Below are 23,919 nucleotides of genomic sequence, written 5' to 3' on the forward strand. Positions count from 1 at the left end.
TTTTAATACACTCCCTTTAAATTAACTTATATAATTCATAGGATTTACCCATTCACCATTTATCATTATACCAAAATGAAGGTGAGGTCCTGTACTATATCCTGTTGATCCTACATAAGCAATTACTTGTCCTTGTGATACATGTTGACCAGCTTGTACAGCAAGTCTAGATGAATGTCCATATAAAGTACTTGTTCCATCTCCATGATCTATTATAACCATATTACCATAAGCAGTATTCCATCCTGCTTCAACAACAGTACCTGACTTTGATGCAAGAATAGGTGTTCCATAAGATGCTCCTAAATCTGCCCCTGTGTGAACACTTCTTTTTCCTGTAACAGGATGCACTCTAGGTCCAAAGGGATCTGTAACTCCACCTGGAGCTGGTCTCATAAATCCACTTGAGGAATTAGCCTTTGTCTCTGAATTTCCCTCATTATTAGATGCGCTTGATTCCTCTGTACTTTTATTGTTTGTACTACTTTTACTATTATTATCACTATTTACCTTAACACTTTTTTTCTCATTGATTAAATTATTTATATAATCTTTAAGATTAGCATTATCTTCTTCGTAACTATTAATTTCATCTAATACTGTTCTTTCTTTTTCACTTAAGCTATTTATTTCAGCTTGTTTTTCTTCTTCTAAAGAATTTAATTCATTTAATTGAGATTGATACTGACTTACTAAGGTATCATATTCTTTCTTCTCATTTTCTAACTTAGTTTTTTTACTTGATAAGTCTTCTTCTTGACTTTTTAATTGAGATTCTTCACTTTTTAATTCACTTTGAACCTTCTTTATATCATCAATTAACTTATTATCTGTATCCACTACATATTTTATGCTTGATACATTACTTATAAAGTCCCCTACATTTTTTGATTCAAGCATTATGTATAAAAACTGATTGCTTAAATTAGATTTATAAGCACTTCTTATTCTACCTGAAAGTATTTCTTCTTTTTCTTCTTCTTCCTTTTTCTTCTTATCTATATTGCTTTGAATATCATTAATTTGTCCTTGAAGTTTATCTATACTATCCTTTAAGGAGTCAATATTACCTTTATATTCATCAACCTTCTTTTGAGAAGTAAGTAACTTTTGATTTTTATCAGCTACTTGTTTTTGTATTTCATCTAATTTACTTTGAGATTTACTCTTCTCAGAATTTATATCACTTTGTTTATCTTTAAGATCATCTATTTTATTTTTATTATTATCAATTTCTTGTTGAGCTTCTTCTGTAGTCTTAGCTTGTACAATATTAGTGCTATTTATTGAAACCGCAAAAATCATTGATATACTAAGTATAATTGCAGTTAATTTTCTCTTGTTCATAATATTTCACCTATTTCTTCTTTAAATATATTATTTTACTAAAACACTACACATCAACATATTATACACCATAAAAATAATTTTGTTAATATAATAAGTATATATAGTAAATTAAATTAATATCCTCTTAACTATGCTTTTAAAAAGACTATACAAAAACATACTTTTCTTAAGTAATATGCTTTTATATAGTCCTTAATTATAAATTAAAATTTTTCATTTTTTATTTCATTATCTATAAGTTCTTCTAGAGTTTTAAACTTACTTTTTCCTTTTAAGTAATGTTTCTTTATGCTATCTTCCATTTCTGATAGTGAAACTTCAGCATAAAACTCTTCTTCCTTGAAATCATGTTTCATTCTTTCATATATTCTTTTTATTATATTCTCTCTATCTTTACTACTTATTTCTTTACTCATAATCATTCACTCCCTATACAAGTTAATAATTTATTCATAATTATATTATACACATGGACTAAAATATATTAAAGTAATTAATTAAAATTATTCACCAAATCTTCTATTAATATCTATACTATTACTAGATTTTAAACTTAGGAGGTTTTTTATGAGTAAATCTGCTTGGGACTATACCTTAGAAATTCTATCCTTAATGGGTGACATTGATTATTACAATGATTTGTTAAGTAAAAATCTTAACAAGAAAGAGCGAGAAGTGTATTCTAAAAAAGTAGACGCACTAGAAAGTAAGTTCTTCTCTTTAAAAGAAAAGCTAAAAAACACATCAATTTTTTAATGAAAAAAAGGTCCAACAAAAGTTGAACCTTTAAACAAACTCAATTAATGTTCCCAAATATGCCGTCACACTTACAATTTTATACCTGCCTCTCGCAGGTGGGTTTTACGCAAACTAACTCGATCATCTTCCGTCACAAAAGTGAAGTAAAACTTGAAGCCCGATTTCATTAGCTGTTTTGCAAATCCCGTATTTCTCATGTAGGTTAAAATTAATAAGCTTCGCGTACATCTCAGGATTAATCATGTTTTTATTATAACACAAGATATAAAAAAAGCAACATTGAATTTTTAGAATGTTTTTACTATTAAGATAGTTTTAGTTAAGTATAAACTTAAAACTATTCTAAAAATTATTTTAATTCATCTAAAATATCATCTATTTCTAGTTCTTCATCCTCTGGTAAGAACACAGCTAAAAACTGTTTTCCTGAATAATTGCTAGCTTCTATTTCATATCCTTCAGCTTTAGCTATTATTTCAAAGTCTTCCATAACTTCTTCTAAAATCTCTTCAACACTATCTGTTGCAATATCATCTAAATATGGAATAACACCTTCCACAATCCATGGATTACTATCTTCTTCATAGTCTGTTTCATCATTTGCACAAGCTTTAGCACCTTGTATTTCTACATCTTCAAAATCATAATAAAATTTAAGAGCTAATCTGTTGTCTTCTGAAGAAACTTCCTCTATTTCTGTTAATCCATTAGTAGATAAAAAATTTATTATTCTATACTTTTCCATAATATTTACCTCTTTTAGTATAATAACTTCTTATATTCTTTTTTTACTAATCTAAATTCTTCATCATCTTCAACTAAGTTATATTCAACTGAATCATTTACTTTATCAACTCTAAAAACAAAGTCATCAGCTTCATCTCCGTTACCCTCTACTGGTGAAAGAACTATATATTCTTTTTTGTTCTTTTCTCCTAAATATATTTTAGCAACAACCTCAAATTCAACTTTATTTCCCTCTTCATCTCTAAAAGCCATTATTTGTTTTTCTTCCATTATTTCTCCTCCTAAATCAACCTATTAAAGGTGATTTTTCCTCTTTATAAAATATATATTCATAATGTAACGCTCTAGTTAAAACCACATAAAGAAGTTTCTTATCTATTTCATTATCATTATAATTTTCCTTATTTAAATTATAAACTATAGTACAGTCAAATTCTAATCCTTTAGTAAGATATGACGGTATAATTATTAAGTTCAAATCAAACTCTTTTTGATCATCTTTAATTAATTCAAAGTCATAATTTGAATATTTCTTAACTAAAGTTCTTATCTTCTTACATTCATCAAGGGTTTTACCAACTATAGCTATTGAAGTTTTTCCTTCATCTTTTACTTTTTTAACTATGTTATCTAATCTTTCACAAAATTCTTTTGCATTATTAAACTCAATTTCCTCTGGAACCATTCCATGTCTTAAAACTGGTTTTGCTGGCTCTTCATAGGTATTTTGTTTAACTAAAACCTTATTTGCATAATTTATTATCTCTACTGTACTTCTATAGCTTTGGCTTAAGTGCTTATACTCTGCATTTTCATCATAAACCAATTTAATAGCCTCTTTCCAATCATTAATGCCTTTAAATGAATATATTCCCTGACCAATATCTCCAACTATTGTTAAAGACTTTCCTGAAGCCATCATAGACATAACATATAACTGTAGCATAGAATAGTCCTGTGCCTCATCAATGACAATATGTTTTAATAAGCTGCTTTCCTCTATTCCTTCTATTCTAAATTTTAAATAAAGCATAGCTGCTAAGTCATCTGAATCTATTATTTTTTTATCTATATTATTAGCCAAATTTTCTCTCATATATTCAGCTAACTTCTCTGGTATTTTTCCATCTGTTACTTCATTAAAAATCTCCTTGTTTTCAAAGAAATTTTTATAAACATTAGTGGTATCTATACCCTTCCATCTATTAAAGTATTCATTAAATTCTTTTCTAGCAGACTTTTTTATTTCTTTTTTATGATTATCTCTCTCATCATAAAGCTCTATAAGTTTTTCTCTTCTTTCCTTAGAATCTTCCATACTTTTTTTAAGTCTAGCTATTCTATACTCATACTGAAAATCAACCTTATCTAAAACCTTACTTACCTTTTCTCCTAATTTTTTAGAAAAATAGTTTTTGATTTCATCCTTTCTCTTGTTAACAGGATATTTTATTAAATCCTTTAAGAATAATCTTTTTATCTCCTTTGAATCAAAAACTGAATATCCACAAATTCTTATATTATCTATATCGCTATCTTCTCTTTCAAGAATTTGAATATATCTATCTAACATTTCTTTAAATAATATAGACCCTTTTATTTTACTATCATTCATTATATATTTATTTTTTTCTAAATCATTTTCTAAAATTTCTACTAATTTTTTATCCTTAGTTATAACTTTACCCTTCATACCTAACTTTTTTAGGGCTAGTTCCTCAAAAGTTTTTTGTTCAACCTTATCTACTCCTAAGTTAGGCAACACTTCAGAAATATAATCTAAAAATATTTTATTTGGCGCTACAACTAAAATATCTTCTCCAGTTATGGTTTCCTTATATCTATATAATAAATAAGCTAGTCTATGAAGAGCTACAGTGGTTTTTCCCGAACCTGCTGATCCTTGTATTATTAAAGGTGAATTTTTAGGTGCTCTTATTATATCATTCTGCTCTTTTTGTATAGTAGCTACTACATCCTTTAATTTAGTACCTGTGCTATTTTCTAAATTAATTCTAAGGAATTCATCTATTAACCCATCCCCTTCTTCATTAAGACCAGATTTTAAAATAATTTCATTAATTCCCTCATCAAAACATTCCTTTAAGCTATGCTCATCATCAAAAAGAAATTTTCTCTTTAAACTAAGCTCACCCTCAATGACCCCAATAGGTGCCTTATAATATGCCTCTCCTTGAGTACCACTATAATAAAGATCAGCTAGTGGCGCTCTCCAATCTATTACCTTTTCTTCTCCTTCTAGCATATCACCAAGTCCGCATTTACCTATATAAAAACTTTCAAAATCTTTTCTATATTCCCTAAAATCTATTCTTGCAAAGTATGGCTTATTATAAGCTTCTTTAAATTTTTCTTCTTCCTTTGATAAAAAGTCCACAGACTTCTTAACTATTTCTATCTCTGGATCATAGGCTCCCTTAGATTTCTTATTTAAAGCATCTAATTTTTCATTGGCTTTTAACTTTTCACCTTCTAATCTTTCCTCTTCACTTTCAATCCACCTTTTAGTTTCTGAAAGGACTTCTCTCTCATAAGTTAAAATCTTATTATCACTCATAATAAATACCTCCCTCACTAAATAGTCCCATTTAAATCATAAATAATAAAAAAATATAGTTATAAAACAAAAAATTTTAATTTCTAGAATACACCTTAAAAAAGGTGTAAAAGACTACTTCATTATTATTTACTAACAATGTAAGTCCTTTTACACCTTTATTTCACTAAATATGTTTTAATCATTTAAATTCTTCTATAATCTTAATCCATTTAGCTAAAATCATATTAAAGATAGAACATATTTTTAGGTATAATCAATTTATTTTCCTTCATAAAGTCATTATTATAACTTGCCTACATCATATTGTTAATTATATTAGATTTTATTATTAAGTTCAATTATATTTTCTATTACACAATCTAATATACTCTAAAATAATAACCTTATTAATTAACCTTTACTAAAAACAATATTTTAAAATATTAATATGAAACTAAGAATTTCTTATTTAAAATAAATTTTTCTAATTATTTTTTTTATAAAAGGACAAAATAAAGTAGAGGTGATATTCATGGAAAAAATTACAGATAGAACTCCTAGTGAAGCTTTAAACGATAATCTTAAAGGGCTTTATATGGGAATGGATATTTTTAAACGTTACGAAAAAAAATGTAAGTCTAATGACTTAAAAAATTTACTAAATGATGTTATAAACCTTTACTCTAAGGAAGCCTGTGAACTTTCAAGTAAAATATCTGCTCTTGGTGACTCACCAGCTTTAAATGTTGGCATTCTAGGAAAAGCTTCTGAGGCTATTTACAATATAAAAACTGTTACAGCTGATACAGATAGTGAAATTCTAGAAGAAAGCATAAAAGCTTTTAAGACAGGTATAATTATGTTTCAAAAGTTTTTACATGAAAAAGAAGATCAATTAGATAAAGAATCAATTGACCTAGTAAAAAATATGATACAAGAAAATGAAGAGCTTAGCAAAAAATTAAATGAGTATTCAAGCCCTCACCAAGCTAACTTTTTCTAAATAAACTAGGCTATATAAATAGCCTATAAATAAAACTTATAAATTGTTTATTAAACTATTTATAAGTTTTAATTTAAGCTTTTATATAGCCCACTTTTTATCCTTAGTAAAGGATACATTTAACCATTTTTCATAATTTATATGTGATAAAGAATTAAATATTTTTTCTCTTACCCCATCCATTTCATCTAATACTTTAATATTAGATTCTTCATTATATATAAAATCTATTTCTATTCTTAAATCATTTCCCGTTTTAGAAACCCTTGTAATAGTATCTTCAAAGTTATATTCTCTCTCTATTCCCTCTACAAGTTTATCTATTTCTAAAGTTATACTATCATCTGCCTTAAACTCTAAAAGTTCTTTTAATCCATCACCGAAGGACTTTATAGGCATTTTTATAAATACCGATGAACAAATAATAACCATTAATGGGTCTAAGTATCTATTAAACCAAATAAACTCTGTATGCTTAATTATATTTGCTATTAAAAATCCTACTAAAACTCCCATGCTTAATAAAGTGTCCATTAACCATTGACTACTTTCTATATTTACTAAACTTGAGTTAATAGCTTTTCCTTTTTTCTTTAAGAAAAAATATGCAATTCCACACCCTAAAGTTGATATTAGGGCATATATTAAGGCATACCCATATTGAACTTCATTACCCCCATTTATTAAATCTTTAATAGAACCTATAAGTGAATATATACACATAATAAAAATTGCTAAGGATTTAATTATTACTATTAAAGGTTCTATCATCTTCTTACCAAAGGGATACTTCTCATAATCTTTTTTATTTATATAAATGCTTCCCATTAGGGCTAGTAATGATAAAATTACACCACCTAAGGAATACATTCCATCAAATAAAATCATCTCTGATTTTACAGTTCATCCCCATGCTATTCCTAACACAGCAAAAAACAATGTTCCTAATGTAGATATCTTAAGCAAATAACTTTCCGTCTCCATAAATTTCACCTCAAAATAAACCTTCTAATAATATTTTATGGTTTTTTTCAAGGAAATTCACTAACTAATAAGTCTTAAATATGACACTATTATATTATCTTTACCTTGTATAAAATTTAGTATAAAACATTTTAAGCACTATTTTATATAAGAAAGCTACTTTAAAAACTAATTATTTATTTAATCTAATACTATATTCAATATTTTCTTTTAATATTAGAGCTTTTTCCTTTGAAGGATAGGGATATTGAAAACTTAAATTCATATTTATTGATTTTAAAGCTTCAATTAAATCTTTCGCAAAGAATTGTAACACAGCTAAATAGTACCAATATATTGATGATGAATCAAAATTTACATTATCATCAAAGTATTCAGCTAAACTTTTCCAGTTATTTTCATAAAGATTTCTTGTACCAATTAAAAAATCTTTTTTATTACATATTTCTTTACTTCTGTTATTTTGATTTATGAGATTTCCTTTCAAAATTACTGTTTGATCAATTATAATAAAAGAATTACCTTGCCATTTTAATGTACTTTCAATTAGACCTATATTATCCGTAGCTGCTTGACCAATAACCTTTTGAACAATACTTAAATTAGCAACTTCACTTCCCATAGGATAATATGAATTACTTCCCCATACACTACTTATATTTGCTTTCTCCTTTCCTTCTTTTACTTTTCCATCTCCAGAATATACAAAGTCTAGATAATATTTAAAATTTTCTTTTATATCAATAATATATTTTTTATTTCTTTCATAGTTAAGTACCTCAACTTTATAATCATCTCTATAAAAAGCACTTACTTTATTTTTCTCATAGAAATCATTGGTATTAAATATTTCCTTTAATTCATTATTCTCATAAGTAAGAATTTGCCCCTTAACACAGCCCCCAAAACAATCACCTATGGATCTTATAAATATATCTAATTTATTTGGATCCCTAAAGGGTTCTAAATGAACTTCAAAATTATAATTATTTTCTTCTAATTCATACCTTACAACCCTTCCTGAATTCCCCTCTTTAATAAGTAACCAATGTCTATTTAAACATTTATTAAAGGCACAGGACATAATATAAACTTCATCATTAATACCATCACCAGTAACGTCTCCTAATTTATAATCTATTATTTTTTCATTATTATTCTCAAGCATATTAACTCCAAATTATATAGTTATAATATTATTTTATCTTCTCTTTCCTTATCTGTTACTTTCATTTGAAAACAAGTGAAATTTAAATTAATTTAGTTTATAATTGAATTAATAAACTCTTATAGATGGGAGATAATTAACATGACTAAAAAGAAAAATAAACTTTTTATAGTTATATTATCAATATTAATTTTAATATTAGCTTGTTTTTTTGGAGTAAAAGCAGTTTATAAATCATATTTTGCTCCTAAAGTATCTGTAACCTCAATAAATTCTAACATAGAACTTAACGATTGGAATTTAATAAAAAAATTCCTTCCTAACAATATAAATCTTTCTTTAAAAGAAATAAATGTTAGCTCTACAACTGAATTTTCTGATTCTGAATTAACAGATTTATTTATACTAGCTTTGCGTGAAGAACCTGATGCAATAAAAGATCTTACAGGATTAAAGGTTGATATAGAAAACGATGATATTAATATTTATGTAGATATAAACTATAAGAATATACCCTTCCAAGGAAAACTTACCTTTACAGCTCAAAGTAAGGATGGTAAAGGAATATTCCACTATAAAGAAGGAAAGGTTGGTTTTATTGATATTTCTAAGGATACTATCTTTAAAAACCTACAAGATAATTCAATACTTTCCTTTGACAAAACTAATGGAGATATAATCCTTTCTTTTAAGGATATAATAAAATACCTTCAAATAAAATCTATAAAGGTAGAAAATAATAAAATAGTAATAGTATTTAATGGTACTATTCCATTACTTAGCTCAATCTTTCCAAACCTAAACTAAAAAATGGCTTTATCAAAAGGTATTTTGATAAATGCCTTTTTTTAATTTCTAACATAAATTTATATATTAAGTGGAATAATAGATTTATTATATATTAATTTAGGTGATGTTTATGATTGATAAAGTTATAAAGAAATACAATTTAGATGTGGATTCAATGAAACGTGAAGGGACAATTGCCTGTTTAACATTTTTAGCCTCTTGGATATTCTTTGGAATAAATAATGCAATCTTAGCATATCCAATAGCTTTAACCTCCTCAATTCTTTTAAAAGAAAATTTTAAAATAAATCCCTTAGAAAAAACTATACGACTTTTATTTTTATATTGTTTTATAGTTGTTCTGTCTTTTTTAGCATCAAACCATTTTTTATTAGGAATTATAATAAACTTCTTCACCATATTTTTCATAGCTTATAAGCTCTCAGTTGCCTACACTCCTTTATTATACAAACCATTCTTAATGTTATATGTATTTACTTATTTTTATAAGGTAGACTTTCAAGGCTTACCTAGAAGATTATTATCTATTTTCTTTGGCTTTAGTTTAATAATAATCTTTCACTTATTTTTAAACAAGCTAAGTTATAAATCCTTAATAAAAGATAACATAAATAAATCTTTATTTTTATTGGAAAACCAAGTAGATAACCTTATTTTTAAAAGTTATAATTCAGATTTGCAGCAATCTATCTCTAAAGAACTTACTACTATTTGTTATAACCTTTATACTACAAGAAAGAGAAAAATTTTAACTAATAACTTAGGTAGTATTCAATTTAAAATATATATAATATTAGAAAACTTAAACTTAGATCTATATAATCTAAATAAGCTATACTCAAAACTTAATTACAATAGTGCCCTAATTAAATCATTTTTAAAGGAATTAAAAAAATCTATAAATATTTTAAGATTATATTTAAATGATGAGATTTCTTATTATGAAATAGATAAACAACTAAATAGATTAAATAGGTTTCATGAAGATTTACCTGATCAGTTCACTTTTTTTCATGACTTATCTATTTCAGTAACCAATCTTTATTTATATTTAGCTGACATGACTACTCTTGAAGAGGGTGAAGGATACAAAAGCTATGATTTATGGAAAAATACAGATAAAAACCAATTTAAATTTAGAGATTCTCTACATTTTGGTACAATAAAACTTAATTTTGCCCTAAGGATTTCTTTAACCTTAAGTCTTGTTTTACTTCTTAGCTATCTATTTGATTTTACTAAAATGAGTTGGCTTGGAATAACTATAATGTCAATAATGCAACCTTATTATGAAGAGACCTTAAATAAAAGTAAAGACAGATTAAAGGGTAATCTTTTAGCTATTTTTCTTGTAATTATTATTTTAAACTTGTTTCAAAGCCAAGTTGTGCATATTATTGTATTAGTTTGTAGCCTGTATCTAACCTATGGATTTAAAAGCTATTATAAGCTCTCTCTCTTTACTGCCATCTCTGCTATTTGCATGGCATCTCTTAGCTATGGAGTTAATACCTTAGCTATTTTTAGAGTTTTTTATTTAGCTTTAGGTATATTAATAACCTTCTTAGCTAATAAATTTTTATTTCCTTATAACTTAGATCAAGGGCTAAAGGAATTAAGCCTTAAATTAATAAAATATGTAAATATATTAGCAGAAGATCTAATAAAAAATCCTTCAAAAAATGAAGAGGAAATAATAAACTTAACCATCCATATAAAGCTCATGTGTAACAAGCTTACACTTAGAAATATTCAAAAAAAAGATAAGGATATAAATAGGTTAATACTCTTAACTGAAAATCTTACTGCTTCTTTAAGCTATTATACTCTTTTAAAAAAAGATTTAGGATTGGTATGTGGAATAAATAAAGATGAGTTAATTAAACTTCAAAGTAAATTACAATATTCCCTTAAAGAAAAGGTGCCATTAATAGATATAATAAACCTATTAGATTCAACAGTTGATTCCCTTATTAATTGTCCTTACTCTAGAAAAGTAATTTATAACCCTGCCTCTAATGGGTTTATATATTAATTAAAGCTTATTTCTTAAGTAACGATCTCATTATAACCATATTTAGAATGAAAATTATAATGAGATAAAAAACTTATTTATGTGATTAAATTATAAACACATATAAAATTAAACTATAAACCTTAATAATATTATCTTAATTTTATAAAAATATAAGAGCTTATATGAAGCTTAATAAAACTTACAATCTAATTTTTCAAATTAATAAAAATGATTTTTTTAATTTTTGTAAGTTTTATTCATAAGCTATTTTCATATAAGCTCTTTTTTATATTAATAAACTTTATTATTTTAAATTATTTATAGGGCTCATTATTAACTATATACTAAAGCTCAGCGTTTCTTAAATCACCTAAATTTATTATCTTATAGTTTATTATTAACCTAAATAATCTACTTTAAATAAATCCATCAACTCTTCTTCACTTAAGGTATTAAATGTACTTCCTGCTCCTAATTCTCCCTCTTCAATAATCTTAGAAATCAATTCCTTCTTCTCCTCTTGAAGAGCTACTACCTTTTCCTCAATAGTTCCTTTAGCTATTAATTTTATAACCTCTACTACATTTTTTTGTCCCATTCTATGTGCTCTATCCGTTGCCTGATTTTCTACTGCTGGATTCCACCAAGGATCAAAATGAATTACAATATCTGCTGAAGTTAAGTTAAGTCCTGTTCCCCCAGCTTTTAAGCTTATTAAAAATACTGAGTTTTCACCTTCATTAAATTCATTAACCATATTTATTCTTTTCTTAGATGAAACACTTCCATCTAAGTAACTAAAAGAAATTTTTTCTTCCTTAAGTCTACTACTTATATTTTTTAATACTGAAGTAAACTGTGAAAACACAAGGATTTTATGTCCTTCTTCTATTCCTTGATTTAATATTTCAACTAAAGCCTCTATTTTTGCACTTTCCCCCATATAATCATTTATTGTTACAGCAGGGTCTAAGGCTAATTGTCTAAGTTTAGTTATATAAGATAATATTTCTATTTTACTCTTATTAAACTCCTCTGCATCCTGTTTCTTTTCCATAATTGATAAGGCATTATTAGCATATATTGAATATACCTTTTTCTGATCTTCCCCTAAATCAACTAAGTGCATCTTTTCAATCTTATCAGGTAATTCTTTTATAACATCTTTTTTCTTTCTTCTTAGTATGAAAGGTTTTATAAGGCTATGTATTTCATTTAACACTTCTTCACTTTCATTTAATTTTTTATAATATCTAACAGTGAATCTTTTTCTATCATAAAGATATCCTGGCATTACAAAATCAAAAATAGACCAAAGTTCCATAAGAGAATTTTCCATAGGGGTACCAGTTAAAGCAAATTTATATTCTGAATTAACCTCTTTAACAGCTTCAGAATTTTGAGAATCTGGGTTCTTAATAGCTTGCGCTTCATCAATAAAGCAATAATCAAAGTTTATCTTCTTATATTCCTCTAAATCTCTTTTTAATAAGTTATAGGTAGTTATAATTACATCCTTACTCTCTATATCTCTTAAAGCTTCTTCTCTCTTATCCTTGCCTTCATTTAATACCTCCACAACTAAATTAGGTGCAAATTTATTGAATTCTTCTTTCCAGTTATATATTAAGGAAGTTGGTGCTACTACTAGTGTTTTCTTTCCCTTATTAGAAAGAATAAAGGTAATTGCTTGAAGAGTTTTTCCAAGACCCATTTCATCTCCAAGAATTCCCCCTAAGCCTAAATGCTCTAAAGTTTTAAGCCAATTGTATCCAAACTTTTGGTACTCTCTAAGATTAGCCTTAAGATCCTTAGGAACTTCAAAGGACAGTTTATTTATATTTTTAAATTTACTTTTCAATTCATTTAACTTCTTTTTCCCCTTAATATATCTAATCCCCTTCTCTTCTATGTAATTAGCTATATATAATGCCCTACTATTATTTATTTCTAGGCAATTTTTCTCTAAATCTCCATTATCCACTGAATCTAATAACTTTAAAAATTGCTTTAATTCTAGTTCTTCTAAATCAAGAAATTCTCCACTTTTAAGTTTAAAAAACTTTAAATTTTCCCTAAAAGCTCTAAGTATTTCTCTTGTTTCCTCACTAGGTATATCTCCTATTTTAAAGTCAAACTCAAAATAATTATATCTTCCTGGTTTAATGTCTCCCTTTATCCCCTTGCTTCCTAAGCTTTTTATACCTTTAAAGTTTTCTGAATAATATACTTCTCCATACTCTTGTAATTTGCATACATCATACTTAAAAAAGCTAAATATATATTCATCTCCTAAATAGAAATAAAACTTTTTATTTATCTCTTCAAGGCTAAATCTCTCAATTAAGGCAATTAATTCTTTTTCTTTTTTTATATCTCTATATATTATTTTTTCCTTACAATCATCAAATATATTAAATTCATAAGAACCATATTTTACTTTTAAGGTTAAAGTTACTTCTTTCCCCTCTTTATCAAAGTAAAAATTAAATTTTACAGGCTCTAAAACCGTCTTATTCATTATATTTTTAGAAAGAACTACATTCTCAGTTAAATCTCTTAAGGAAGGTATTAGCTTTCTAAATACTCTTTCCTCTTCACATTTATCAATCTTTATGACCTTTCCTTCAGAAAATATATCTAAGTAATTCTTTATTTTATAACAAAAATCTTTTTTAGGAATATATATATTAGTTCCATATAAGAATACATCAGCTCTATCCCCTAAAACCTTAGGCATTCCGTTTAAGGAGCTCAGTTCAAAATTATTTTTTGAATCCTTTAGAGAAAAATCTATTGGAACATCTTCAAAAAGCACTTCACTTTCTACTGCTCTATAAAAAAATCCTTCATTTAAATAAATTCTATGATTTTTTATAACACGAAAAAAATCTCTTACTAAATAATTAGGTATCTTTATGCTTTTACCCTCTATAAATGTATCTCTATTTCTTAAGAAGCTTTTTATTGGCTTTTCTATCTCTTTTAAGCTTTCTATAAACTCTATTAACTCCCTATCCTTAGTACTTAACTTTTGTTCCCTTATATCAAAAGTAAAAACCTTACTATATTTAATAGGTATTCTATTATAGTAAGCTACTAAAAATTGTTCAATATCCTTTAATATATAAAGTTTATTTGAACTCATGGACTTAGTTCCTATTTTAAACTCTGCTAATATGCTATTACTCCACTCATTTTTATTTATATAAACCTCTATTTTTAACTCTTCTTTATCTGTTTCCTCTTGAAGAATTAAATCTAAAATTTTATTTTCTTTCTTCTTAGAAAATAAGTTTTTATCCTCTTTAAACTCTTTTTTCTTAGCTAAATCCTCTAAAGCTTTATAAAAAGTTGCTACTAAATGCTTACAACAATAATTTTCCTTACTAAACTCATGTTTTTCATAATCAGTACAGGTACAATATGTTGATAAAATCCCCCTACTTCTAATATCTATCTCTAATTTCGTACTATATTTACTAAATAATTGTTCTGAAATTACTATTCCATTAACAGCTACTAAATCTTCCTCGTCTTCTATTTCTACTGACTCCACAAGATCGTTATTTATTATTCTTTGTCCCTTAGCATAATTTCTTCCTGTAGTTTCTTCTTTAAACCTTTGTAACAATAAATCTTCAACTAACATATTTACTCCTCTATTTAAGTGCTTCATATCTTATAATTATAACATAAATTTATTTTCTCTGAAAAACTATGTTAACTTTACTTTTTACAAAACTTATTTTAAAGTAATAAGTAATTTACTCCTAATTCAACACCTTTCTTGTTATCACAAAATACACCATTAGCATTCTTTTCATCTGAAACCATTCTATCTATCATAACAAAAGGAATCTTATTATTTTTTAGAATTTTAATCCACTCTTTACCATCACCACAAGCTGCTATTATAACACCATCTACTAATTTACTAATTAAAAGTTTTAAGTATTCCTCTTCTTTCTTTTTTTCATTGAGAGTGTTGCACAAAATAATACTATAACCATGCTTTTCACTTTCAATTTCTATGGCCTTTGCCATTTCTGAGAAAAAAGGGTTTTGAATATCTGGTATTATCATACCTAAAGTATAACTCTTTTTAGTACTTAGGCTTCTAGCTAAGGAATTTGGTATATAATTCATATCTTTTGCAGCTTTAAATATTTTTTCTCTAGTCTCTTTTGAAACATTTATTTCTTTATTATTTAATACCATAGATACAGTGGTCTTTGATACATTTACTGCTTTAGCTATGTCTAGTAATGTAGTTTTTCCCATTTTACGCAACACCTCTTGTCCGCTTCCTTTTATAACAACAGTAATTATACCATATTATGACTACCTATACCCCTACTATTTAGCATATACAAGCATTATTTAATATTATTAATCAAAACAAATCTAAAATTTTACTACTTATTTAGTATATACCTTAAGGTCTGCTGCTATTTTATCTTTAATGCTTTCACCATTATATATCTTATTAGCTAATTCTACTCCTAATGCTCCAATTAAATCTGGTTGTTGAGCTATTGTAGCTGTCATTTCATTTGCATCTATAGAATCTTTAGCATCATCATTTCCATCGAATCCTATAACTAATGCATTTATTCCACTAGCCTTAATTGCTTTAACTGCCCCTAAAGCCATTTCATCATTGTGAGCAAATACAACTTGTATATTAGGATTAGCTTGGATTATATTTTCTCCATAACTTGAAGACCTTTTTGTCTATCAAAATCAGCAGCTTGTATTGAAATAAAGTTAAATTTATCATTTTTATCCATTATATTATGGAATCCTTCTCCCCTATCTCTAGTAGCTGATGCACCTGGAATACCTTGTATCTCAACTACATTTATTGGTCCTTTTTCATCTTTGAATTTATCTAATACATACTCAGCAGCCATTTCTCCACCTTTTATATTATCTGAAGCTATATGACTTGTTATTTTTCCACCATTAGCTTGTCTATCTAATGTTATTACTGGAATATTACTCTTGTTAGCTACCTCAACAGTCTTAACTACGGCATCACTATCTGTTGGATTTATAAGTAAGGCAATAACTCCTAATTGTACTAAATCCTCTACATTTGCTCTTTCCTTAGCTGGATCATTTTGAGAATCTAATACTACTAAATCATATCCTAATTTTTCAGCCTCTTTTTCTGCTCCATCTTTCATATTTACAAAGAATGGGTTATTAAGAGTTGATAATACCATTCCTATTTTAGGCTTATTATCTCTTCCACACCCTATAAATGAAGTCATAAGCATCATGAGCATTAATCCAACTGAAAATATCTTTTTATTTATATGCATAAAACTCACCTCTTAAGCTTCTTAATTTTTTCTGCTCTTTTTATCTAAAAGTACTGCTATTAATATAACTAAACCTTTTACTATTGATTGATAGAATGGTGATACATTCATAAGGTTTAATCCATTATTAAGTACACCTATAATAAGAGCACCTATTAAAGTACCTGTAATTGTTCCTTCTCCCCCTGCTAAAGAAGTTCCTCCTATTACTACAGCAGCGATAGCATCTAATTCAAATCCTGTTCCTGCATTAGGTGAAGCAGATCCTATTCTACTTGTTATTATTACCCCTGCAATAGCTGAGGCAAAACCTGATACTACATAAACTAAAGTTTTTATCTTATCTGTATTTATTCCTGATAATCTTGAAGCATCTTCATTTCCACCTAAAGCATATAAATATCTTCCAAATCTTGTTTGTGATAAAGCATATACTGCTATGATTGCTATTATTATTGTTATTATAACTGGTATTGGCATAAATCCAAGTTTACCATTTCCTATTTTAACAAAAGCTTCAGGTAATTTTGATATTGGAGTACCATCTGTAAATACTAAAGTAGCTCCTCTAAATATTGTCATTGTAGCTAAAGTAACTATGAATGCTTGTAGTTTTCCTTTTGATACTAATAAACCATTTATTAATCCAACTGCTATACCAATAACAGCTGCCACTATAATTGCTAAGAATACGTTTCCAGTTGACTTAACAATAGAAGCCCCTACGGCACCACTAATAGCTAAAGTAGATCCAACTGATAAGTCTATTCCACCAGTTAAAATTACGAAAGTCATACCTATTGCTATGATTGCATTAACTGAAACCTGTGTAAATACGTTAGTTATATTAGATACACTTAAAAAGTTTGGAGTAACTATAGTAATAACTATACATAATAATACTAGTCCTATAAGAGATTTATATTTAGATATATTTGCTTTAACATTCGCTTTCATTATGTAATCCTCCCTAATTGTTTATTCCAACGGCTAATTTCATTATACTTTCTTGGTTTGCTTCATCTCTATTTAATTCCCCAGAGATTCTTCCTTCACTCATAACCATAATTCTATCACTAATTCCTAAAACCTCTGGTAAGTCTGAAGAAATCATTATTATGGCTTTTCCACTAGCTTTAAGTTCATTTAAAAGTTCATAAATTTCTTTCTTTGCACCTACGTCTATTCCTCTAGTTGGCTCGTCAATTATTAATACTTCTGGAGATAGCATAAGCCATTTAGCAAGTATAACCTTCTGTTGATTACCTCCACTTAAATTCTTAATAAATTGTTCCTTATTTGGAGTTTTTATGTTTATCTTCTTAATATAGTACTCTATATCCTTTGCTTCTTCTTTTTTATCAAGAGATTTAAACTTATTTTCATATTTCTTTAAGTTACATAAGGTCATATTTTCTCCAACAGACATTCCTAAAATACATCCCTCTTTTTTTCTATCCTCTGAAAGATAACATATACCATTATTTATGGCATCACTTATGCAATTTATATTAATAGGACTTCCATTTAAAGAAATTTCACCACTTGTTTTTTTATATTCTCCAAATATTGTTTTTGCAAGCTCTGTTCTGCCTGATCCCATAAGACCTGCAATTCCTAATATTTCTCCCTTTCTAAGAGTAAATGAAGCTCCTTTAACTCCTTCCTTACAGCTAAGATTTTTAACTTCTAAAGCTAAATCTCCTTTTTTAACATCTCTGTATGGAAATTGATCCTCTATGGTTCTTCCAACCATCATTGCTATAAGCTTATCATTATCTATGTCTTTTATTTCTGCACTTCCTGCATATTTACCATCTCTTAATACTTCTACTCTATGACATATTTTAAATATTTCTTCCATTCTATGTGATATGTATATTATTGCTATTCCCTTTTTTCTTAAATTCTCTATTACTTTAAAAAGGTTTTCAGTCTCTACATCAGTTAAGGCTGTAGTAGGTTCGTCCATAATAATTATTCTAGCATTCTTAGTTAAAGCTTTTGCTATTTCTATCATTTGCTTTTCACCTACATTAAGAGTACTAACTAATCTATTTGGATCTATATCACAACCAATTTGTTCTAAGAACATTTTACTTCTTTCATCTAATAATTTTTTATTTATTCTTCCTGTAAATTTACTATGTTTTTCATTACCTAAAAATATATTTTCTGAAACAGTTAAGTTATTTAAAACACTAAGTTCTTGGTGAATTATTGTTATACCAGCTTCTTCTGCTGATTTAATTCCCTTTACTTCTACTTCCCTTCCTTCAATGAATATCTTACCTTCATCTTTTTTATATACTCCACTTAGTATTTTCATTAAAGTTGATTTCCCTGCTCCATTTTCTCCCATTAAAGCAGTAACTTCTCCACCATAAGCCATTAAACTAACATTATCTAAAGCTTTGACTCCTGGAAAGGATTTTGATACACCTACCATTTTTAGCATTGGTGTTCTTTCACCCATTTACTACACCTCCCAAAATAAATTCCTATTTTGCAAAGAATATTCCACCCAATAAATACTGAGCAGAATATTCATTTTTAAACTTTTTTAAAAAACAACCCCTGATTTTAAGATTATATTTGCATATGGAGTTTGTTCTCCAGTTCTAACAACTGCCTTACAATCTTTTAATTCTTTCTTTAATTCCTCATGTGATATAAAAGTTATTTTAGTATCTTTTATAATCTCTTTTATTTCTGTAAATAATTCTGGACTTACCTTTTCTGTTTCCTTAGCAATAAGTACCTCTTCTACTTGTAATTCTTCTAAAATAGCTTTTAAAGTTTCTATAAAGCCTGGTACGCCTTTTATTAAAGCTAAGTCTATTCTCTCAGTTTCCTTTGGTATAGGTAATCCACAATCCCCTATAGCCAACATATCAGTATGTCCCATCTTTGATATGACTGAACTTATGTTACTATTTAATAAACTTGTTTTTCTCATAATTACTCTTCTCCCTTATAAACTTCTAAAACTTCCTTTAGATATGGTATTGATGGTTGAGCCCCTTTCCTTTGTACTGCTATTGATGATACCTTATTTCCAAATCTTATGGAACTACTTAAAGTCTCTCTTCCTAAATTTTTAGTATCTAACTTTGAACTTAAGCCTCCAATGAAGCTATCTCCAGCAGCTGTAGTATCTATTGCATTAACTCTATACGCTGGAACTATTTCACAAAAATCTTTTCCTATTAAAGCTGCTCCCTTTTCACCAAGAGTAATAATTGCAAACTTAACTCCTTTACCTAAGAATATATCCCCAGCTTTTTTAGCATCTTCTATATATTTTATTTCAATTCCAGTTAAAAGCTCCGCTTCTGTTTCATTTGGAACTATTATATCTGTGTAATTTAATAATTCATCTTTTATTTTTTTAGCTGGAGCTGGATTTAATATTGTAACTTTTCCATTTTCCTTAGCTATTTTAAATGCTTCTATTGTAATATCCTCTGGTGTTTCAAATTGTGAAATTATAATATCTGATTCTTTTATTAAATTTTCAGCACTATGTATTTCATCTTTTGTTAATGTCATATTTGAACCAGCATTAACAATTATTGAATTATTTCCATTATCATTTACCATTATTAAAGCCATTCCAGTTGGCTCTATTCTATCTTCAAAAACATATTTAACATCTATATTATCTTCTACTAATTTATCTCTTAACTCTCTTCCATTTTCATCTTTTCCTATTTTAGAAATCATGAAAACTTCTGCGCCACTTCTTTTAGCTGCTACTGCTTGATTAGCTCCTTTTCCACCAGCTATTTTTTGAAATGACTTAGAGAGTATAGTTTCTCCTACTTTAGGCATATCTTTAACCTTTAAAACTAAATCCATATTCATACTTCCAAGTACACATATCTTATTCATTAATATCCCTCCCTAGTTAACCGATTCAGTGAACCGATTAACTAGATAATAATACTTTTGTAAACGATAATCAAGACTTTTTTTGTAAAAATATAAAAAAAGAGTATAGATTTTTAAATCTATACTCTTAAACTAGCTATTTATTTTTCAACTAATTCGTACATTTCTTTAGCTCTATCAACGTACATAATACCTTCTAAGTGATCTATCTCATGTAAGAAACATCTTGCTAAAAGATCTTGAGCTTCATAAACTTTTAATTCGCCCTTTTCATTTAAAGCTTGTATTCTTACTGCTCTTGGTCTTTCAACTAATCCCTCATGCATTACATAGCTTAAACAACCTTCATAATCTTCATAAGTTTCCTTTGAAACACCTGTTACCTCTGGATTTATAAGAACATATTCATTCTCACCATCTCCAAAATTTATATAAACAACTCTTTTATTAACTGCTATTTGAGGTGCAGCTAATCCTATTCCTTCTACAGTTGCTAATGTATCTTTTAAATCTTGTATTAATCCTTTAACTTCATTAACATCTTTAACAGGTTCTGAAACCTTTTTTAAAGCTTCGTGTCCTATTTGAACTATTTTCTTAACAGCCATTTAACTTCTCCTTTCAAAATTCCTATAAATATATTAAAACATAAAAATATAAATTTTTCACTAATAAATTATATATTATATTCTCTGTAAAATATTATTGACTGTCTTTAAAGCATCTAAGTTAAAACTTATTATACTTTAAAGACAGTCAATACTTATAATATTATCATAATTATTAATAATGATACTAAACTTAAACATCCACTTAGTATGCATATATATGACACAATTTGCTTTACAGACATTCCTCTTTCTTGTAGCCTATAATGTATTTGGCTTCTATCAGCTTCATAAACAGGCTTTCCAGATTGAAATCTTCTAAAAATTACAAAGATATTATCAAAAATAGGAACTCCTAAGGCTAATACTGGCACTAATATAGATAATGCTGTTGCTTGCTTAAAAGCACCTTCTAAGGCTATAATAGCTAAAATAAACCCTAAAAAGTTAGCACCTGAATCACCCATAAATACCCGCGCTGGATGTCTATTATATCTTAAAAAGGCTAATATTGACCCTACTAGAGTTATTGACATATATGCAGAGTTAAATTGTCCTTTTGCAAGAGCAACAACAAACATAGTCATAGCAGATATTATGGAAATGCTTCCTGCTAATCCATCCATTCCATCAGACCAGTTTATTACTGTAGTAACCCCAAAAATCCATGTTATTGTAAGTATATATTGAATCCATCCTGAAAATTGAGTAAACTCTCCAGTAAATGGATTAGTTATACCTCTAAAAACAATCCCAGCTTTAAAAACCATAGTTGCAGCTAAAATTTGAATTATAACCCTTGGATAAATTGGAAACTCTTTGCCCTTTCCCTTATAATAGTCATCAATTACTCCTATTATTATTACCAAAGTAGATGCTATAAATATAATAAAAGTTTGTGATAATTGCCTTGTAGAATCTATTCCAAAAAGGTATGTTGCAAAAAATCCTATATACATAACAACCCCACCTATTAAAGGTGTTAATTTATCATGTTTTTTTCTTCCTGTAGGCTTATCAACAAAACCCTTTTCATTTGCAAATTCAATAAACTTTGGCATTAATAGATATACTATGACAAAAGGAATAAGCATTACAATTAAATACTTAATCATTTTTTCTCCCTCTGTATTAAAAACATTTTTTCTTACATATACTATTCTAGTAGATTAATAAGTCATATTAATGACATTTTAATTAAAATTATTTTATCACTTCTTATTATATCACTAATTAAGAAATTTAATCATATTTTAATAATTACTCTACTTCATGTTTTAAGCAAACTGAAAATACATGACAAGGCATTTTTCCTTCTTCTTTTCTTTCGTATTTTTTAACCAGTTCTCTCATTTGTCTATTTACTTCTTTAAACTCTTCTTCATTTAAGTATATGTTCTTATAATTGAAACCTATGGAATCCTCTGCATTACCAGTATCTACTTTCTCAGATATTCTTTTCATAGTTTGTTCCTTTGAACTATCATAATATTCACTTAGAATATTTAATATTTGAGATTTGTAAACTTGTTTAGCTTCTTTTTTAATTTGATTTCCCTCTATATTGAAGCTTTCTGCAGTTAGATAATAATATTTTGCTATTATTCCCTTTATTTCTTTTGTTTTTACAAGCTCTAAGATGCCTGCTTTTTCTAATTTTTTAATATGGTAATGAACTTTTGCTGGTACTTCCCCAAAAAAATCAGCAATTTCCTTTACCGTAGCAGATTCTTGATTATTTCTAAGATAAGTTATTATCTTCAGCCTATAAGGATCTGAATATGCTTTTATTTGTTCTAAAGTTGTTAAATTCATAACACTGTTCATTTTAAGCCCCCCCTAATATTTCAGTATAATATTTACTTATTATACCATATTTTTAGATATTTTACATATATAAGGTGTTATTAAAATTTTTATTATATTAAAATATCTATTTTGCTTAATAAGATTATACATTTTATTTTGAAAATAGTAAAGAAAAAAGGCAAATCTTGATGTTTTATTAACATAAGATTGCCTTTTTTATTAATTTAAATATATTATCCTCTTTGCTCTATCATAGACTTAACTTTCATAAGTCTTGTTAAGGCACTTCTCTCATTTTCATCAAGCTTCATTCTGATGTATCTGATAGTTTCTTTTAATTGAGGAATTGTCATATATTCAAGAGCGTTAACTCTTCTTCTTGTCTTCTCTATCTCGTCTGCCATAAGCTGACCAGATTTCTCAACTTCTGCAAGTTCTAATAACTTTGGTAAAATTCCATATAGTTTAGAAATTGCATCATCAAGTTCAGCTGAAGTATTCATAAAGCCATAAGGATAAATACTACCTTCATCACCTTCTAATTTTCTTTTGAAGTTCATTATAGGCACATTTACACTCATTATGTTTTTATTTCCCACTTCAACCTCAATTTCTTCTTTAGGGTATGCTATAGCTTCCTCTAGGAACTCTGAACTCATAACAGCTCTAGCCATAACGAAGTCTTTTAAGGAACTTCCTAGTTCCTTTTCAACTTCATCTCTTAATTGATTATTATATTTGATAAGATTTATGAATTGTCTCATTAACTCATCTTGCTTATCTTTTAATAATTTATGTCCTCTTGTTGCTGTTGCTAATCTTTTCTTTAGCTTTGAGAGTTCCATTCTAGTAGGATTGACATTTAATCTTTGTGCCATTC

General features: G+C 27.2%; 20 protein-coding genes, 1 other RNA gene and 2 pseudogenes. 4 read left to right on the plus strand and 19 right to left on the minus strand.

The window, feature by feature from the left end; genetic code table 11:
- Positions 1–21 precede the first annotated feature (21 nt).
- Together CPF_RS09070 and CPF_RS09075 are read right to left on the minus strand one after the other, a co-directional pair.
- Positions 22–1,347 (minus strand): murein hydrolase activator EnvC family protein, encoded by a 1,326-nt coding sequence (locus tag CPF_RS09070; protein WP_011590912.1) that lies wholly within the window; start codon positions 1,345–1,347, stop codon positions 22–24.
- A 206-nt stretch (positions 1,348–1,553) separates the two neighbouring features.
- The gene (locus tag CPF_RS09075) at positions 1,554–1,766 is read right to left on the minus strand and encodes a hypothetical protein (RefSeq protein WP_011590913.1); all 213 of its coding nucleotides are present in this window, start codon (positions 1,764–1,766) and stop codon (positions 1,554–1,556) included.
- 151 nt (positions 1,767–1,917) lie between these two features.
- On the opposite strand from CPF_RS09075, the gene CPF_RS09080 reads away from it, so the two are divergent.
- Positions 1,918–2,106, plus strand: a complete 189-nt coding sequence (locus CPF_RS09080) for a hypothetical protein (RefSeq protein ID WP_003465144.1) — start codon at positions 1,918–1,920, stop codon at positions 2,104–2,106.
- Positions 2,107–2,152: 46 nt separating this feature from the next.
- On the opposite strand, the gene ssrS is transcribed toward CPF_RS09080, so the two are convergent.
- The 4 genes from ssrS to helD all read right to left on the minus strand — a co-directional run bounded on the left by ssrS (position 2,153) and on the right by helD (position 5,434).
- A non-coding RNA gene (ssrS, locus tag CPF_RS14800) (6S RNA) lies at positions 2,153–2,348 on the minus strand.
- Between the two features lie 110 nt (positions 2,349–2,458).
- Entirely contained in the window at positions 2,459–2,854 is a 396-nt protein-coding gene (locus CPF_RS09085; RefSeq protein WP_003449533.1) for a hypothetical protein, read from the minus strand.
- A gap of 14 nt (positions 2,855–2,868) precedes the next feature.
- On the minus strand, positions 2,869–3,126 hold the full coding sequence (locus CPF_RS09090) for a DUF1292 domain-containing protein (protein WP_003449706.1): 258 nt from the start codon (positions 3,124–3,126) through the stop codon (positions 2,869–2,871).
- 16 nt (positions 3,127–3,142) lie between these two features.
- Positions 3,143–5,434, minus strand: a complete 2,292-nt coding sequence (gene helD, locus CPF_RS09095; RefSeq protein ID WP_011590914.1) for an RNA polymerase recycling motor HelD — start codon at positions 5,432–5,434, stop codon at positions 3,143–3,145.
- A 514-nt stretch (positions 5,435–5,948) separates the two neighbouring features.
- On the opposite strand from helD, the gene CPF_RS09100 reads away from it, so the two are divergent.
- Positions 5,949–6,419: a ferritin-like domain-containing protein gene (locus CPF_RS09100; RefSeq protein ID WP_011590915.1), complete on the plus strand. Its 471-nt coding sequence runs from the start codon at positions 5,949–5,951 to the stop codon at positions 6,417–6,419.
- Between the two features lie 81 nt (positions 6,420–6,500).
- Here CPF_RS09100 and CPF_RS09105 read toward each other — a convergent pair whose 3' ends face one another.
- On the minus strand, positions 6,501–7,307 hold the full coding sequence (locus CPF_RS09105; RefSeq protein WP_011590916.1) for a cation diffusion facilitator family transporter: 807 nt from the start codon (positions 7,305–7,307) through the stop codon (positions 6,501–6,503).
- 268 nt (positions 7,308–7,575) lie between these two features.
- Complete coding sequence (locus CPF_RS09110; protein ID WP_011590917.1) at positions 7,576–8,571, minus strand: hypothetical protein; 996 nt, start codon at positions 8,569–8,571, stop codon at positions 7,576–7,578.
- Between the two features lie 141 nt (positions 8,572–8,712).
- Here CPF_RS09110 and CPF_RS09115 point away from each other — a divergent pair, with 141 nt between their 5' ends.
- Complete coding sequence (locus CPF_RS09115; RefSeq protein ID WP_011590918.1) at positions 8,713–9,378, plus strand: hypothetical protein; 666 nt, start codon at positions 8,713–8,715, stop codon at positions 9,376–9,378.
- A 112-nt stretch (positions 9,379–9,490) separates the two neighbouring features.
- Positions 9,491–11,416 (plus strand): FUSC family protein, encoded by a 1,926-nt coding sequence (locus CPF_RS09120; RefSeq protein WP_011590919.1) that lies wholly within the window; start codon positions 9,491–9,493, stop codon positions 11,414–11,416.
- Positions 11,417–11,795: 379 nt separating this feature from the next.
- Here the strand turns inward: CPF_RS09120 and CPF_RS09125 are convergent, their stop codons facing one another.
- From CPF_RS09125 to CPF_RS09175, 11 genes and pseudogenes are all read right to left on the minus strand, one after another.
- Positions 11,796–15,050 carry an SNF2 helicase associated domain-containing protein gene (locus CPF_RS09125; protein WP_011590920.1) on the minus strand — a complete coding sequence of 1,085 codons (3,255 nt, stop codon included), beginning with the start codon at positions 15,048–15,050 and terminating at the stop codon, positions 11,796–11,798.
- 104 nt (positions 15,051–15,154) lie between these two features.
- Positions 15,155–15,682, minus strand: a pseudogene (locus tag CPF_RS09130) (LacI family DNA-binding transcriptional regulator); the annotation flags it as partial.
- 138 nt (positions 15,683–15,820) lie between these two features.
- Positions 15,821–16,728 (minus strand): annotated as a pseudogene (gene rbsB / locus CPF_RS09135) (ribose ABC transporter substrate-binding protein RbsB).
- A 21-nt stretch (positions 16,729–16,749) separates the two neighbouring features.
- The gene (locus tag CPF_RS09140; protein ID WP_003456058.1) at positions 16,750–17,685 is read right to left on the minus strand and encodes an ABC transporter permease; all 936 of its coding nucleotides are present in this window, start codon (positions 17,683–17,685) and stop codon (positions 16,750–16,752) included.
- A gap of 13 nt (positions 17,686–17,698) precedes the next feature.
- On the minus strand, positions 17,699–19,204 hold the full coding sequence (locus tag CPF_RS09145) for a sugar ABC transporter ATP-binding protein (RefSeq protein WP_003456071.1): 1,506 nt from the start codon (positions 19,202–19,204) through the stop codon (positions 17,699–17,701).
- An 87-nt stretch (positions 19,205–19,291) separates the two neighbouring features.
- Positions 19,292–19,687 (minus strand): D-ribose pyranase, encoded by a 396-nt coding sequence (rbsD, locus tag CPF_RS09150; RefSeq protein WP_003456057.1) that lies wholly within the window; start codon positions 19,685–19,687, stop codon positions 19,292–19,294.
- 2 nt (positions 19,688–19,689) lie between these two features.
- Positions 19,690–20,622, minus strand: coding sequence for a ribokinase (gene rbsK, locus CPF_RS09155; RefSeq protein ID WP_003456067.1), 933 nt, complete (start codon positions 20,620–20,622; stop codon positions 19,690–19,692).
- A 140-nt stretch (positions 20,623–20,762) separates the two neighbouring features.
- Entirely contained in the window at positions 20,763–21,230 is a 468-nt protein-coding gene (def, locus tag CPF_RS09160; RefSeq protein ID WP_003449734.1) for a peptide deformylase, read from the minus strand.
- Positions 21,231–21,385: 155 nt separating this feature from the next.
- Positions 21,386–22,345, minus strand: a complete 960-nt coding sequence (locus CPF_RS09165; protein ID WP_003465120.1) for an MraY family glycosyltransferase — start codon at positions 22,343–22,345, stop codon at positions 21,386–21,388.
- 145 nt (positions 22,346–22,490) lie between these two features.
- On the minus strand, positions 22,491–23,057 hold the full coding sequence (locus CPF_RS09170; protein WP_003456056.1) for a helix-turn-helix domain-containing protein: 567 nt from the start codon (positions 23,055–23,057) through the stop codon (positions 22,491–22,493).
- A gap of 215 nt (positions 23,058–23,272) precedes the next feature.
- On the minus strand, positions 23,273–23,917 hold the full coding sequence (locus CPF_RS09175) for a V-type ATP synthase subunit D (RefSeq protein WP_003449608.1): 645 nt from the start codon (positions 23,915–23,917) through the stop codon (positions 23,273–23,275).
- Between the last annotated feature and the right edge of the window lie 2 nt (positions 23,918–23,919).

Origin of the sequence: Clostridium perfringens ATCC 13124 (assembly GCF_000013285.1) — a bacterium.
GTDB classification, from domain to species: Bacteria; Bacillota; Clostridia; order Clostridiales; family Clostridiaceae; genus Sarcina; species Sarcina perfringens.